Source organism: Tunturibacter gelidoferens, assembly GCF_040358255.1.
Classification (GTDB): domain Bacteria; phylum Acidobacteriota; class Terriglobia; order Terriglobales; family Acidobacteriaceae; genus Edaphobacter; species Edaphobacter gelidiferens.
In genome coordinates, this window is sequence record NZ_CP132938.1 from 2,479,341 (window position 1) to 2,493,932 (window position 14,592).

The 14,592-nt window shown below is 57.2% G+C and carries 12 protein-coding genes; 10 read left to right on the forward strand and 2 right to left on the reverse strand.

The window, feature by feature from the left end:
* Positions 1 to 70 precede the first annotated feature (70 nt).
* From hfq to atpC, 9 genes are all read left to right on the forward strand, one after another.
* Entirely contained in the window at positions 71 to 394 is a 324-nt protein-coding gene (gene hfq, locus RBB81_RS11070) for an RNA chaperone Hfq (RefSeq protein ID WP_353073729.1), read from the forward strand.
* A 78-nt stretch (positions 395 to 472) separates the two neighbouring features.
* The gene (gene hflX / locus RBB81_RS11075; protein ID WP_353073917.1) at positions 473 to 1,852 is read left to right on the forward strand and encodes a GTPase HflX; all 1,380 of its coding nucleotides are present in this window, start codon (positions 473 to 475) and stop codon (positions 1,850 to 1,852) included.
* Between the two features lie 370 nt (positions 1,853 to 2,222).
* On the forward strand, positions 2,223 to 2,690 hold the full coding sequence (locus RBB81_RS11080) for an ATP synthase F0 subunit B (RefSeq protein WP_353073730.1): 468 nt from the start codon (positions 2,223 to 2,225) through the stop codon (positions 2,688 to 2,690).
* Positions 2,687 to 3,409 carry an ATP synthase F0 subunit B gene (locus tag RBB81_RS11085; RefSeq protein ID WP_353073731.1) on the forward strand — a complete coding sequence of 241 codons (723 nt, stop codon included), beginning with the start codon at positions 2,687 to 2,689 and terminating at the stop codon, positions 3,407 to 3,409. Before RBB81_RS11080 ends, RBB81_RS11085 begins: the two co-directional genes overlap by 4 nt.
* Positions 3,409 to 3,948 (forward strand): ATP synthase F1 subunit delta, encoded by a 540-nt coding sequence (gene atpH / locus RBB81_RS11090; protein ID WP_353073732.1) that lies wholly within the window; start codon positions 3,409 to 3,411, stop codon positions 3,946 to 3,948. Before RBB81_RS11085 ends, atpH begins: the two co-directional genes overlap by 1 nt.
* 62 nt (positions 3,949 to 4,010) lie before the next feature.
* The gene (atpA, locus tag RBB81_RS11095; protein ID WP_183789209.1) at positions 4,011 to 5,570 is read left to right on the forward strand and encodes a F0F1 ATP synthase subunit alpha; all 1,560 of its coding nucleotides are present in this window, start codon (positions 4,011 to 4,013) and stop codon (positions 5,568 to 5,570) included.
* A 3-nt stretch (positions 5,571 to 5,573) separates the two neighbouring features.
* Positions 5,574 to 6,665, forward strand: a complete 1,092-nt coding sequence (locus RBB81_RS11100) for a F0F1 ATP synthase subunit gamma (RefSeq protein ID WP_179581976.1) — start codon at positions 5,574 to 5,576, stop codon at positions 6,663 to 6,665.
* A gap of 30 nt (positions 6,666 to 6,695) precedes the next feature.
* Positions 6,696 to 8,138: a F0F1 ATP synthase subunit beta gene (atpD, locus tag RBB81_RS11105; protein WP_353073733.1), complete on the forward strand. Its 1,443-nt coding sequence runs from the start codon at positions 6,696 to 6,698 to the stop codon at positions 8,136 to 8,138.
* Positions 8,139 to 8,141: 3 nt separating this feature from the next.
* Complete coding sequence (gene atpC / locus RBB81_RS11110; RefSeq protein WP_179581978.1) at positions 8,142 to 8,576, forward strand: ATP synthase F1 subunit epsilon; 435 nt, start codon at positions 8,142 to 8,144, stop codon at positions 8,574 to 8,576.
* A 534-nt stretch (positions 8,577 to 9,110) separates the two neighbouring features.
* Here the strand turns inward: atpC and aroE are convergent.
* Positions 9,111 to 10,691 (reverse strand): shikimate dehydrogenase, encoded by a 1,581-nt coding sequence (aroE, locus tag RBB81_RS11115; protein ID WP_353073734.1) that lies wholly within the window; start codon positions 10,689 to 10,691, stop codon positions 9,111 to 9,113.
* Positions 10,692 to 11,011: 320 nt separating this feature from the next.
* Here aroE and pgeF point away from each other — a divergent pair, with 320 nt between their 5' ends.
* Positions 11,012 to 11,863 carry a peptidoglycan editing factor PgeF gene (gene pgeF, locus RBB81_RS11120; RefSeq protein ID WP_353073735.1) on the forward strand — a complete coding sequence of 284 codons (852 nt, stop codon included), beginning with the start codon at positions 11,012 to 11,014 and terminating at the stop codon, positions 11,861 to 11,863.
* A 293-nt stretch (positions 11,864 to 12,156) separates the two neighbouring features.
* Here pgeF and RBB81_RS11125 read toward each other — a convergent pair whose 3' ends face one another.
* Positions 12,157 to 14,286, reverse strand: a complete 2,130-nt coding sequence (locus tag RBB81_RS11125; RefSeq protein WP_353073736.1) for a prolyl oligopeptidase family serine peptidase — start codon at positions 14,284 to 14,286, stop codon at positions 12,157 to 12,159.
* Positions 14,287 to 14,592: the final 306 nt, after the last annotated feature.

A 14,592-nucleotide genomic window follows, 5' to 3' on the forward strand; every position in this document is an offset into this window, starting at 1 on the left:
TGTTCTGAAGCCGATGGGTCACGGCAAAACCTCATCGCAGTGTGAACACTTGACAAAGGAGATCGGCCCCATGGAATCAAAGCCGGCACAGAACATTCAGGATACTTTTCTCAATACAGTGCGAAAAGACAAGAGTCCGATCACGATTTACCTGGTAAGCGGCGTGAAGCTAACAGGGAAGATTCGGTCGTTCGATAAATACTCGGTGTTGCTGGAGAACAATAGCCAGGAGCAACTAATCTTCAAGCATGCGATCTCGACTGTGGTGAGTGGGCGAGCGGGTGCGCATGGTGATGTGCGAAGTGACGCGAAGCCAGAGGTGCGGGCGGCGGTAGGTTCTGCCCCTGCTACAAGTGCACCGGTACCAGAGGCGACAGGGACACAAGGCCGTTAACCGTTGACAACCGAAGGTGTGAAGATCGATGGAGTGAAGCCGACGAGGCGCAGTCTGGTGGAAGCGCAAGTGGCGGCGATGCACCATGGGCGGGTAGTCCTGTCCCAGGCGGAACGCGCGGTTCTGGTTGCCGTGCAATTTACTGGTGAGCGACGCAAGCTGACTGCGGCGGCGAGGCTGGCAAGGACCGCGGCTGCGGTTTCGGCTGGTACTGCGCTGGAGACCGTCGATCTGTCCGCGACACCAAAGGCGACAGTTGACCTTGATTTCGATTCTTCTTTGGCTGAGTTTGAAGAGCTTGCGAGGAGTGCCGGGGCCGAAGTGGCTGCAACCCTGATTCAGCGGCGGCCAAGGCCGGATCCAGCGACACTTGTAGGACAGGGAAAGCTGGAGGAGATCGAAGGGGTGATTGCCTCGACGGGAGCGGATCTGGTGCTGTTTGATCATGATCTTTCTCCGTCGCAGTTGCGGAATCTGGAGGCGAAGCTGCCTTGCCGGGTCATCGATCGAACGCAGTTGATTCTGGATATCTTCGCGAGACATGCGCGGACGCGGGAAGGTCAGCTACAGGTAGAGCTGGCACAACTGGAGTATCAGCTGCCCCGGTTGGCTGGACGCGGGAAGTCGATGTCTCAACTGGGCGGCGGTATCGGGACCCGTGGACCGGGTGAGACACAACTGGAGACGGATCGAAGGAAGATCAATCTGCGAATTGATCATGTGAAAGAGCAGCTCGAGTCAGTGCGGCGAATTCGCCGGCAACAGAGGCAGAGGAGAGAGGCGGTTCCGGTGCCGGTGGTGGCGCTGGTCGGCTATACCAACGCAGGGAAGAGCACACTCTTCAACGCTCTGACAGAGGCGGGAGTGCTGGAGTCTTCGCGAATGTTCGCTACGCTCGATCCCAAGCTAAGGCAGTTGACGCTGCCTTCGCGGAGGAAGATTTTGCTGTCAGATACGGTAGGGTTTATCCGCAATCTGCCCCACACGCTGGTTACGAGTTTTCGGGCTACGCTGGAGGAAGTAGAGCGAGCGGAGCTGCTGCTGCATATTCGCGATGCGTCGAGTCCAATGGTGGATGAGCAGAAGATGCAGGTTGAGAAGGTGTTGGCCGAGCTGGATGTTTCGAATAAGCCTGTGATCGAAGTGTTGAACAAGATTGACCTGGTCGGGAGCGACGGTGGTATGCCTATGGGAGCGCCGGGAAGCATCGCAGTCTCCGGCTTGAAAAAGCTCGGGCTGGACCATTTGCTGGGTGCGATCGATGCTGCATTAGTTGTGGATCCACTGATTGAGATGCAGTTTCGTCTGCCGCAGTCGGAGGGAGCTGTGATGGCCGCTCTGGAGGCGGGTGCGGTGGTGGAGGGAAAGCGGTTCGAGGGAAATCTGGCGTACGTTACGGCGCGAGGGCCAGCTTCTCTGCTGAACCGGTTCAGAAGATTCCACGAGCGGGTGGGCTGATTATCTAAAAAGGCTCATTAACTAGCATAGGCCGCCTGACGAGGAGCGGAGGTGGTGTCCTCAATCACGCGACCTATGTGACCCAGAGCTTAGGGTCCAGGTGGTACGTTTAAGTCTAGTCCTTTGCTTCAGGAAGTCAAAGGAAAGGTGGAAATAATTCCTTGTAATAGCGAGCGACGATGGTCGTGCGATTATCGTTCAGCGTGGCCGATATTCATCGGCGGGTTGGTTGACACCCTTGTAATCGCTTTGCTAAAACTAGGTGTACCTCGAACCATCATGCAGCTCCTGAGCCAGTGTTTCTGGAACAGAGTAGCGGTGTGAGACCGCTCACGACAGGACATCCAAGCGGCCCCGGCCGACCCCATTCATGGATCAGATACTGAATCAACTCGGTGGACTTGTGCTCGGCTCTGTGCCGACGATTGTTCTATTCATTCTGTTGGTGGCAGCTTATGGGCTGCTTGTCCGGCGCCCGTTGGATCGGGTGCTGGCAGAGCGGCGGGCACGTACCTCAGGCGCAATCGAACAGGCTCGAAGGTCGATCGCCGCTGCTGAGGCGGAGACCGCGGCCTACGAAGAAAGGCTGCGCAACGCCAGGATCGAGATCTTTCAGATGCGCGATAAGAAACTGAAGCAGTGGAATGCGGAGCGTGAGGCGGCACTTGCGCAGGTTCGTCAGCATACACAGGATCGAGTTCATGGAGCTAAGCAGGAGATTGCGCAGAGCGCCCATGAGGCGCGGCTCCAGATTGCAGAAATGAGCGAAGAGTTAAGCTCGCGCATTCTCAACGCGGTGCTTCCGGCTGGCGTTCATGCGACGGAGGTTGCACAGTGAAGACTTCCTTTGTAAAGAGGCTTTTGCCCGTTGTTATTTTGATTGGTTTTCTATTTGCGCCGACCTGCCAGGTGAAGGCGCAGGATGCAAGTGTTCCGAGCGCAAACGCCGGACAGCAGGCACCTGAGGCGCAGTCGCCGGAGAAGAGTCAGCAGGAAGAAGATGAGAACGACAAGTATCTCCATTCGCCCATGGTGCGTGCTCTCGGGGCGAAGGTTGGCTTGAACGCTGAGCAGGCGGCCACGGCGTTTACGGTTGCCAACTTTGTGGTCCTCGCTGGGCTCGTGGGGTGGTTCCTGGCAAAGACCTTGCCAAAGACGTTTCGCGATCGGAACACGTCGATTCAGAAGCAGCTTGTTGACGCGCGTTCGGCGACCGAAGATGCCAATGCCCGGCTGAGCAGTGTGGAAGGTCGTCTGAGTAAGCTCGACGGTGAAATCGCCGCGATGCGCGCCCAGGCAGAGAAGGATTCAGCGCTTGATGAGCGGCGCATCGCTGCGAGCGTGGAAGAGGAGAAGCAGAAGATTTTAGCGGCTGCGGAGCAGGAGATCACAGCCGCGACGGCTCTTGCGCAGCGACAGATTCAGCAGTATGCGGCAGAACTTGCTATCGAACAGGCAGCACGCAAGCTGGTAGTAACGGCGGAGACTGACCGTCTGCTGGTGCAGAGTTTTGCGCAGCGGCTGACGGGCGACGATTCAAAGAAAGGGCAAAACTAATGTCTGTCCTTTCGTTGCGATATGCACACGCGTTTGCGTCGGTTGCCGCTTCTGCTCACCTTAACGCAGCTGCGGCTCAACAGCAGCTAGGTGATTTCAGTGGAACGCTCGCCGGGAGCCATGATCTGCGGGAAGTGTTGATGAATCCTTCGATCGCGAATGAGCAAAAGTTGAGAGTGCTCGATGCGATTGCCGGACGCATTGGGATGTTCCCGCAGGTGCGGAACTTTATTGCCGTGATTATGGATCATCAGCGCCTCGATGAGTTGAACGAGATTCTCAGTGAGTACCATGTCCTTGCCGACGAGCAATCCAACATGGCTGAGGCGGAGATTACGAGTGCACGGCCTCTGAACGACCAGGATCGTGCGGAGCTCGAGGCTCAGGTTGCGAAGCTTGCAGGGGGACGCGTTCGGGCTACCTATCACCAGGATGCAACCTTGTTGGGTGGGGCTGTGGTGCGACTTGGTTCCACCGTCTATGACGGGTCGATCCGGGGACAGTTGCAGCAGTTGAAGCAGAAGCTTGTGAACGCGTAGAGTCTTGCCGGTGACGGCGCTAAGTTTTTTTAGATTTGACACGAATCGAGTAGAAGGAAGACATGGCACAGATCAAGGCGGATGAGATAACGGAGCTGCTTCGCCAGCAGATTGAGAACTTCGAGCAGCGCATCCAGGTGGATGAAGTTGGAACGGTCATCTCGTTGGGGGACGGCATCGCGCGTGTACATGGCCTGGATAAAGTTATGGCCGGCGAGTTGATTGAGTTTCCGCACGGCGTTGCCGGACTCGCAATGAACCTCGATGAAGACCAGGTCGGCGCGGTGCTGCTGGGCGACTACACGGAGATCAGCGAAGGCGATCAGGTAAAGCGGACCGGGAAGATTATGTCGGTACCAGTGGGCGAGGCTTTGATCGGCCGCGTCGTGAATGCGCTGGGTCAGCCCATCGACGATAAAGGTCCGATCAACACGGACAAGTATCTGCCGGTAGAGCGGCTTGCTCCTGGCGTCATTGATCGTCAGTCGGTGCGTGAGCCGATGGCGACTGGTATCAAGGCGATCGATACGATGATTCCGATTGGCCGCGGCCAGCGCGAACTGTTGATCGGCGACCGGCAGACTGGCAAAACCGCGATTGCGCTCGACACGATCATCAATTCTGCCAAGAACAACCTGATCTGCATCTACTGTGCGGTTGGACAGAAGCGTTCTTCGGTAGCGCAAGTGGTACAGACGCTTGAAGAACATGGTGCGATGGCTTATACCATCGTCGTTGCTGCAACTGCCTCAGAGCCAGCGCCGATGCAGTATCTTGCTCCTTTTGCGGCGACCGCAATGGGCGAGTACTTCCGAGATAGCGGCAAGCATGCGCTGGTGATCTACGACGATCTTTCTAAGCATGCGGCAAGCTATCGCGAGATTTCTCTGTTGCTTCGTCGTCCTCCTGGACGTGAGGCGTACCCGGGCGACGTGTTCTATCTCCACTCACGTCTTCTGGAGCGCTCGTCGAAGGTTTCGGACAAGTTGGGTGGTGGTTCGCTGACAGCACTTCCGATTATCGAGACACAGGCTGGCGACGTTTCGGCTTACATTCCGACCAACGTGATCTCGATCACGGATGGACAGATCTTCCTTGAGACAGACTTGTTCAACTCGGGCGTGCGTCCTGCCGTCAACGTTGGTCTGTCTGTGTCGCGCGTGGGTTTCTCGGCGGCAATCAAGGCGACCAAGCAGGTGGGTGCAACGTTGAAGCTTGATCTGGCGCAGTATCGCGAGCTGGCTGCGTTCTCGCAGTTCGGTTCGGATCTGGATAAAGTAACGCAGCAGCAGCTCAACCGTGGACAACGTCTGACGGAGTTGCTAAAGCAGCCTCAGTTTCAGCCATTGACTGCGGAGAAGCAGGTTGCGATTCTTTTTGCTGGTGTGAACGGACTTCTGGACGATGTGGAAGTGAGCGATCTGCGTGCGTTCGAGGACGGATTCTATCCATACCTCGAGTCGGCGCAGGCTTCAATTCTTACAGACATCGCTACGAAGAAGGCTCTGGACGACGATTTGAAGGCTCGTTTGACCGCGGCGATCAAAGAGTACAAGGGCAACTTCCTGGCGGATCGCGCCGACAAGAACCAGCAACAGAAAGAGACGGCTGCGGCCAAGTAAACCATGGCAAACGTACTCGATTTACGGCGTCGCATCCGCAGTGTGAAGAACACGCGGCAGATCACGAAAGCCATGAAGATGGTTTCGGCGGCTAAGCTGCGCCGCGCGCAGGAGCGTGCCATGCAGGCTCGGCCCTACGCGCAGATGCTGATCAACGTGCTGGAGTCCCTGGTACGCCGCACCGATATCTACAACGAGCAGACCGGCGAGATTCTTCATCCTTTGTTGATTGAGCGTGAAGAGAAGAACGTACTTGTCGTTGTGATTGCCGGTGACAAGGGATTTGCAGGCGGTTTCAACTCCAATGTGGGGAAGGCAGCGCAGAAGTTCATCGATACTCGCGTAGCGAGAGGACAGAACATCGATCTTGAGCCCATTGGCAAGAAGGCGATTGGCTTCTACAAGAGAAAGTTTCCAGCGGCGAACTACGAGAAGACCGAAGAGCACTACGACAACGATCTCGCAATCCACTACGATACGATCCGTCATCGTGCAGCACAGATCGAAGTTGCGGCGGAGCATCCGGACCTGCTGGTTAAAACCGAATTTGAGGCTGTCTCCAAGCTGGCGCACTCGATCATCGAACGTTACGAACGGTCGGAGATTGACTCTGTTTATCTCGTCTACAACGAGTTCAAGTCGGTGCTGCAGCAGAGGATCGTCGTAGAAAAGCTGCTGCCGATTGTCGAGCTTGGAGCTCACAACGTTGAGTCTTCCCTGGAGCCTACCCAGGAGGAGCGCGATGCTGCTGTTCGGGCGGCGCAATCGGAAGGCATCAGCGTTCACGTGCCCGAAGCCAGCGAGATGGAAGAAGAAGCCAAGAAATTTGGCACCGCCGATGTCGACTACATCTTCGACCAGTCGCCGGAGAGACTCTTCCGGCATCTGATGCCTCGTTATGTGACGACGGTGATCTTTCATGCTTTGCTGGAGTCTACTGCTGCGGAACACGCAGCGCGCATGACGGCAACCGATGCTGCGACGAAAAATGCGGGCGATCTGATTGACAGCTTGAGCCTCACCATGAACCGCGTAAGGCAGGCAGCAATTACCAAAGAAATTATCGAGATTGTGAGTGGTGCGGCTGCCCTGTAAGTGAGAGAGCCGCAATAACGAAAGAGACCTATGGCAGAGAATATTGGAAGAGTAATTTCGATCAGCGGACCGGCCGTTGACATTCAATTCGAAGAGTCGCATATGCCGGCTATCTTTCAGGCGATTCGCATCGTCAGCGAAGGCTTCGACGTTCCCACCCCGCTCGATGTCATTGTCGAGGTGCAGCAGCATCTTGGTGAGGGCCGCGTGCGCTGCATCGCGATGGTTGCGACGGAGGGCATGGTTCGCGGGATGAAGGCGATCGATACGGGCGCGGGCATTATGGTGCCGGTGGGTCGCGAGACGCTGGGTCGCGTGCTTAACGTGTTGGGTGAGCCAGTAGATGAACTTGGGCCTGTCAATGCAAAGGTTCACATGCCTATACACCGGCAGGCGCCTGCGTTTGACGAGCAGTCCACCAGCGAAGAGATGTTCGAGACCGGCATCAAGGTCATCGACCTTATCCAGCCGTTTATGAAGGGCGGTAAGGTTGGTCTCTTCGGCGGCGCCGGTGTGGGCAAGACGGTCATCATCCAGGAGCTGATCAACAACGTTGCGAGTCATCATGGCGGCTTCTCCGTGTTCGCTGGAGTTGGTGAGCGTACTCGTGAAGGCAACGACCTCTGGATGGAGTTTCAGGAGTCCGGCGTTATTGATTTGAAAGACCTGCCGAAGAGCAAAGCCGCGCTGGTGTATGGCCAGATGACGGAACCGCCAGGGGCGCGTCTTCGCGTGGCGCTAACCGGGCTCACGGTTGCGGAGTACTTCCGTGATGAAGAGGGAGCGGACACGCTGCTGTTCATCGACAACATCTTCCGGTTTACGCAGGCGGGCTCTGAGGTTTCGACGCTGCTTGGCCGTATGCCTTCGGCCGTAGGCTATCAGCCGAATCTTGCGACCGAGATGGGTGAGTTGCAGGAGCGGATTACTTCGACGAAGAAGGGCTCGATCACTTCGGTGCAGGCTGTGTACGTGCCGGCTGATGACTTGACTGACCCCGCACCGGCGACGACCTTTGCTCACCTTGATGCGACCACCGTACTTTCGCGTCCGCTGTCGGAGCTTGGTATCTATCCCGCGGTCGATCCGCTGGCTTCGACCTCGCGCATTCTGTCTCCGCGTATTGTGGGCCAGGATCACTACGATGTGGCGCAGGGTGTGAAGAAGATTCTGCAGCGCTACAAGGACCTGCAGGACATCATTGCGATTCTCGGTATCGACGAGCTCTCGGAAGAGGACAAGATCACCGTGGCGCGTGCGCGTAAGGTGCAGCGGTTCCTGTCGCAGCCGTTCCATGTGGCGGAGATCTTTACCGGTATCCCCGGCGCTTATGTCAAAGTTGCTGATACTGTTCGGAGCTTCAAGGAGATCATCGAAGGTAAGCATGATGATATTCCGGAGCAGGCTTTCTATCTGAAGGGTGGCATTGAAGACGTGAAGGCTGCCGCAGAGAAGATGAAGCAGACGGCATAACCAATGGCAGAGACGACGAGCAATTCGGGTTTGTTAGCGGTTCGGCTGGTTACGCCGGACCGTGTTCTGCTGGATGCGACGGCGGAGGCGGTGGAGTTGCCGTCGATGTCGGGGTATCTCGAAGCGCTGTATGGCGCGGCGCCGCTGCTTGCGGAGCTTGGTGCTGGTGAGGTCCGGTTGCATGGTGGAAGCTCTGGCGATCAGAAGTTCTTTGTTGCCTGGGGCTTCGTGGAGGTTCTGCCGGAGCGTGTCACGATTCTGGCGGAGACCGCGCTGCATCCGAACGAGATTGACACCGCCGAGGCTCAGAAGGAGCTTCAAGAGGGGCAGAAGCTCTGGAACGAGGCTGGCGACGACGGTGAGAAGTACGACGAAGCTAACGCGATTACTCGGAAGGCTGAAGAGAAGATCGCTTCGGCTCAGGGTAAGAGCAGCTAGCACACGAGAACTTCAAAAGCCGCCTGCGGGCGGCTTTTTTCTTTTTAGAGATTCCCTTTCCGGGGGTACCCCCTGGGGGGTATCTGCGTGCAAGCTCCCTTAAATGAATGAGTTAAGAATTTACGTTTTTGCAAAATGGTCTAAACAAAAGGGTTGCGGGTAAATTCGTCTTTCTAAAAGCGTTATGAGTTTTCGGCCTGATTAGATGTTTTTATTTCCTCTACTTCATAAGCATAGTTGATTCGGCATAACTAATACGCCACGCGTAAGTGCATTGTGATGAATGAGATATGTGACTTAGGGGCTTGACAACGACTTTTGTCCCTGCCGGACGGGCGCCCTGCGCGGGCTGCGGTCACTTCGTGACTTGTGTACCTTGTTGTGTCGCGTTAAAAGCTTTGGTCCTCCCGCTGGTCGGAGAGGATGGGTGCCGACCAGCGGGAGGACCTGTGGTGCTGGTGTTGCCAAGACCGGTAGACGAGTCACGAAGTGACCGCCCCACGCGTAGTGGGCCCGTCTGGCAGGACACTTTCTTCAGGAAGCTTTTTTCGTCTTGGCTGTGGGTGCAGGAGTCTCCGCGGCAGATTCGGCCTGCTGGCGTAGAGCGTGGATGACGACGCGCAGCATCTCCTCTTCTGGAGCAGGTTTTCCGGTGAAGATCTCGAACTGGCGCGCTCCCTGTTGTACGAACATCTCGATGCCCGTGATGATGGGGATGCTGTGCTGGCGTGCGAGGCGCAGGAGTGGGGTTTCGAGTGGGTTGTAGACGAGATCAAAGACCAGCTTGGTGTTGAGATCTGCAGCTTCGAGGATTTGCGCGCCCTTGATGCCGGTCATGCCGATGGGAGTCGCATTGACGATTACGTCGAAGGTGGTCTTGGAGAGGGCGTCCTTCTTGATGGTCTTTGAACCGGACTGCTTCGCCAGCTTTTGCGCTGTTTCGGCGGTGCGATTCAGAATGAAGACCTCGGCTCCCTTGTCACGCATACCGAAGACAGCAGCGCGAGCGGCTCCGCCAGCCCCGAGGACGAGGGCCTTTGCTCCGCGAAGAGACAGGCGCTTCTCAATAGGTCCTGTAATGCCGGCGACGTCGGTGTTGAACCCGTAGAGCTTGCCGTCCTGGCGGAGGACCGTGTTACAGGCGCCGATTTTGGCGGAGAGGGGATCGGTCTTTTCGAGGTGCGCCATGATCTCCTGCTTGAGCGGCATGGTGACGCTGAGGCCCTGGATGGGAATCTCGTGGACGAGCTTGAGGAGGTCGGAGAGTTTGTTGGCCTGAAGCGCGAGATAGACAGCGTTGACGGTCTCGCGGCGGAATGCTGTGTTCATCATGATGGGCGAGAGCGAGCTTCGGATGGGATTGCCGGCGACGCCGTAGACCTTGGTGGCTGCGTCGACCTGATCGATGCGATAGGTTTCGATGAGTGTGCGGGCTGCGATCTGGCCTGGTCCGGTCTCTTCGCCGGTGGTTGCGGCGGCGAAGGTAAAGGCGCTGCCGGCGCGGACGCCGAGGACACGCGAGATGATGCCGGCATCGCCCATACAGATGCCGATGATGTTGGAGTGATCGTCCATGCGTTCGATGAAGCGCATGAGGGTTACGTTGTCGGTGAGCGTCTTGGCAGTTGGGACTATCTTGATGAAGTCAGGTTGGAAGGGCTCAATGCGTTTGAAGATGTTTTCAAGATCCTTGGTGGCGGTAAAGTCGTGGTGGCTGACGATCAGCGCGACGCCTGTCTCACGAAGCTTTTGAATCTCGCCTTTTTTCAGACTCTCAGCGGATTCGAGCTCAAGATCGACGAGGTGGAAGCCGGAGGTTCCTGCCTTGGAAAGAATCTCCATCTGGGCGGCGAGGTTGCCGGCAAACTTACCGCCGTTGGCTGCGCGGCGGCAGGTGGCGATAGCGGTGACGGCGGTGTTTTCGCTAAGGAAGTGTTTCAGTTTAGGCAAGGCGAGGAGAGGCTTTTCCAGGTAGTCGAGGCGAAACTCGAGGAAAGGGGTCTCTTTGACAACGGCGCTGGCTTTTTCAAGCATCTCGACGGGAGTGCCGCCGATGATGGCCACGCAGACTTTGCCGATGCGGGAACGAAGAAATTGGGGGGCTACGGTGGGCACATTCACTCTCATGTCTACAATCGCGGTATATTACAGACCCGCGGGGAAGGATGCAAATTTTTGTTGAAATATAAGGGGGTTAGTTCATGCCCCTGCATCGTCAATTGTTTCCGTCTCTTTGGATGCGCGAAGCCTTGTTGCGGTACCTATAAAAAGTAGACTCTGCATCTTGAAGAATGTTACTGGGTACTGTTCCACTGGAAGAATGCGCGATGACATGACTGAGCGGACCCGGATTCCGGAATCGTTTGGTGAATCTCCTGGTAGGGAGAGACACTACGATCCAAGCTAAGGTAGACGTTCGAAGTAAAGGAGTTAGTGTGAGCGATGGGATTGAAACGATACGGGTTGGGGCCTGGCGGAGGTTTGGGTGGCTGAGACATGGGTTTAGTACCCGAGGTGGAGGAATTTCTACGATTTATGGGGGAAAATCGCTGAATCTAGGGTGGACCAAGGAGGATGAAACAACGCTGGTGGCGGAGAATCGGCGTAATTTTTTGCGGTATGTCGATGGTGATTTGGGGGATAAACGTGGTTCCGTGCTGGTGGGAGTGCGGCAGATTCACTCCGATGTCGTGCACATCGTTCGCGAAGCGGATGGGGCGCTCGATGGGAAGTTGCAGACGGCGGATGGGAGGGCTGTGCTGGAGGGCGACGGGTTAATTACGAACGTGCCGGGAGTGCTGGTGGGGGTGGGGACTGCGGATTGCGTTCCGGTGCTGGTGGTGGATCGGGAGAAGAGGGCGGTTGGAGCGTTTCATGCCGGATGGCGGGGGACGGTGGCGCAGATCGTGGAGCGTGGGGTGGCGATGATGATGACTGAGTACGGGTCGCGGGTGGAGGACCTGGAGGCGGCGGTGGGGCCGAGCATCGGGGCTTGCTGCTACTCGGTGGGCCGGGAGGTTCACAGGGAGTTTAGGGAGCGATTTGCGTATGGTGAGGAGCTCTTCCGGGTTGGCGTGGGTGAGGAGGAGGAGAAGTTGTACCTGGATCTTTGGGAGGCAAATCGCAGGCAGTTGCTAGAGGCCGGAGTGGGCGAGGATCGCATCACTGTGGTTGGGGAGTGTTCCGCTTGCAAGGTGGATGCGGTGGGGGAGCTGAAGTACTTTTCGCATCGTGGGGAGAAGGGTGTTGCGGGGAGGATGTTGAGCGTGGTGGGTGTGGTTGGGTAGTTCTGAAAGTCAACGGTTCGATTGCTTAGGTCGAGACTTTTGGGTTGGCGAAGAAGGCGACGGCTGGAGTGTTTGGGCTGGAGGGTTCGAACGGTATGGGGAGGTGGAATGTGTTGGGATCCTTCACTACGTTCAGGATGACAGCTCAACTCAAATGGCGACTTCGGTTCAGGGTGACGACTTCGGTTGTTGCGCGACTTCGCTCAAGGTTGGGATGACGGTTTCAGTTGTCGTGATCGTTCACTGTTCGACTTCGCTGATGCTCGGGAGTGTTACGCCGCCTCGTGGCTGCTTTAGTCCATCAACTTTCGGGTTAGGTAGGTGTATTGTTCGGCGCGGGTGTTTGCCTGCTCTTTGAGATTGGCTCCGGCGGCGTGGCCGCCTTCGACGATCTCGTCGTAGAAGAAGGGCTTGTGAAGCTCTTCGAGGCGTGCGGCGAATTTGCGTGCGTGGACGGGGCCGACGCGGTCATCTTTGGTGGTGGTGAAGATGAGCGGCTCGGGGTAGTTGGTGTTGGGGTTCAGCTGGTTGTAGGGGGAGATGGATGCGAGGAACTTTCGCTCGGCGGGGATGGTGACGGTACCGTACTCGCCGACCCAGGAGGCTCCGGCGGCGATGTGCTCGTAGCGGAGCATGTCGAGGAGGGGGACCTGGATGACGACGGCGTTCCACATCTCGGGGTGCTGGGTGAACTCGACGCCCATGAGGAGGCCGCCGTTGGAGCCGCCTACGATACCGAGGCGGCGAGGCGAGGTGATCTTGCGGGTGAAGAGATCCTGGCCTACTGCGGCGAAGTCGTCGTAGATGCGCTGGCGGTGGATCTTGAGGCCGGCGTCGTGCCAGGCGGGGCCGAACTCGCCGCCTCCACGTATGTTGGCGAGGACGAAGGTGCCGCCGCGCTCGAGCCATAGCTTGCCGAGGATGGGGTTGTAGAGAGGCGTCATGGAGACTTGAAAGCCGCCGTAGGCATTCATGAGAGTGGGGTTTGAGCTGTCGTACTTAATGTCTTTGTGGCGGACGAGGAAGTAGGGGATTTTGGTCCCGTCTTTGGAGGTGGCCTGGAGCTGTTCGACGATGAGATTGGAGGCGTCGAACTGGGCTGGGAGAGTTTTGGCGGACTTTAGATTTGTTGATTGGGCGTCGCCGAGGAGGAGTGAGGAGGGCGTCAGGAAGCCGGTGGTTTCGAGGAAGAATTTGTTGTCGGAGGTGTTGGTGGTGGCGATACTGACGCTGAAGTTGTCGGGGATGTCGAGCTTCTTGCGTGTCCACGTGTTGTTGGCTTCGTGGGTGTAGATGTAGGCGCGGCCCTGGACGTGGTCGAGCGTGGTGAGGAGGAGGTGGTCTTTGGTGGTGGCCGACTCCTGGAAAAACTCTTCGGAGGTGGGAGTGAATACGACGGTGGGCTTGAGGTGGACGGGGTCCTTCTTCACGGCTTCGAGGTCGAGCGCGACGACTGAGCCTTGGGGGAATTTTCGGGAGAGGCCTTCGGGCTTCCAGTCCTGGTTGAGTTCGACGATCAGCATACCGTCGAGCATGCCGTGGAGTTGGGACTTGCCGGGCACAAAGATTTTTTTGGGGCCGCTGTCGGTGTAGAGGTAGGTTTCGCGCTCAAAAAAATTAACTCCGCGATCAATCACCACGGCAACGTGGCCATGGCTATCGTGAATTGCAGTTGCGCCGACTTCTACGTCAGCGGAGGTGCCACGGTATACCTCTTTGGCTTCAGCCAGCGATTGGCCGCGCTTCCAGAGTTTGACGACGAAGGGATAGCCGGATTGAGTCATGGTGCCCTCGCCCCAGTCGCGGGCGACGAGGAGGGTGTCTTTGTCGACCCAGGTCACGTCCTGCTTGGACTTTGGAAGGACGAAGCCTCCTTCAACGAACTTGCCGGTTTTGAGGTCGAACTCACGGAGGGTGTCGGCGTCTTCGCCGCCGGCGGAGAGAGAGACGAGACAGAGGCCGTCTCCGGGGTAGAGGCAATTGAGGCCCTTCTCGACCCACTTCTCGTTGTCTTTTGCGGCGAGGGCGTCGTAGTCGATGACGGTTTGCCATTCGGGCTGGTCGGTGAGGTAGCTGTCGAGGGAGGTTTTGCGAAGAATGCCGCGGACGTGCTGGGCGTCCTGCCAGGTGTTGTATATCTCGCCGACGCGGAAGTCTGGGGAGGGAAGCCGAGTGGGCGATTCAAGCACTTTGAGGGCTGTTTCGGCGAGTACGGGGTATCGCGGGTCTGCCTGGAGGACTTTGGCCGAGCGGGCATTTTCTTCGTTGACCCAGGCCATGGCTTTGTCGCCAGAGACGTCCTCGAGCCACTGGTATTTGTCTGGCTGCTCTGTGGGCGTCTGGGCGGTGACCTGGAGGCAGGCAAAGGTGGTTGCTATTGCGAATGCGATAAGGACTACGGTTTTGCGGCACCTAATCTGCATCTCGTTGTCTTTCCTTTTCGATACTTCGTGTGGTCTTACCGTTTTTGACGCATTGTTCGCCTGGACGTCGGTGGGTGACCTGGTGTGCGAAGAAAGCCAGTGTAGCGCAGGTGTTGTCTGGGATTTGTCATGAACTGTTTCGTGGATCGTTGGGGAAGACAGCAGATCCGTGAAGTGGGTGGGTGGGAAGGGACGGAGCGGCTTGGGCGGGCGGAGTTATTCGGGATCCTTCGCTGCGCTCAGGATGACAGCCAAGGCTCAACACGGGACTCACAGCGGAGGCTTAATGCGGAATGACAGCATCCG

What these genes read in the sequence shown, in the direction of transcription:
- hfq (WP_353073729.1), top strand. Translation starts at nt 71, where the DNA reads ATGGAATCAAAGCCGGCACAGAACATTCAGGATACTTTTCTCAATACA.
- hflX (WP_353073917.1), top strand. Translation starts at nt 473, where the DNA reads ATGCACCATGGGCGGGTAGTCCTGTCCCAGGCGGAACGCGCGGTTCTG.
- RBB81_RS11080 (WP_353073730.1), top strand. Translation starts at nt 2,223, where the DNA reads ATGGATCAGATACTGAATCAACTCGGTGGACTTGTGCTCGGCTCTGTG.
- atpH (WP_353073732.1), top strand. Translation starts at nt 3,409, where the DNA reads ATGTCTGTCCTTTCGTTGCGATATGCACACGCGTTTGCGTCGGTTGCC.
- atpA (WP_183789209.1), top strand. Translation starts at nt 4,011, where the DNA reads ATGGCACAGATCAAGGCGGATGAGATAACGGAGCTGCTTCGCCAGCAG.
- RBB81_RS11100 (WP_179581976.1), top strand. Translation starts at nt 5,574, where the DNA reads ATGGCAAACGTACTCGATTTACGGCGTCGCATCCGCAGTGTGAAGAAC.
- atpD (WP_353073733.1), top strand. Translation starts at nt 6,696, where the DNA reads ATGGCAGAGAATATTGGAAGAGTAATTTCGATCAGCGGACCGGCCGTT.
- atpC (WP_179581978.1), top strand. Translation starts at nt 8,142, where the DNA reads ATGGCAGAGACGACGAGCAATTCGGGTTTGTTAGCGGTTCGGCTGGTT.
- RBB81_RS11125 (WP_353073736.1), bottom strand. Translation starts at nt 14,286, where the DNA reads ATGCAGATTAGGTGCCGCAAAACCGTAGTCCTTATCGCATTCGCAATA.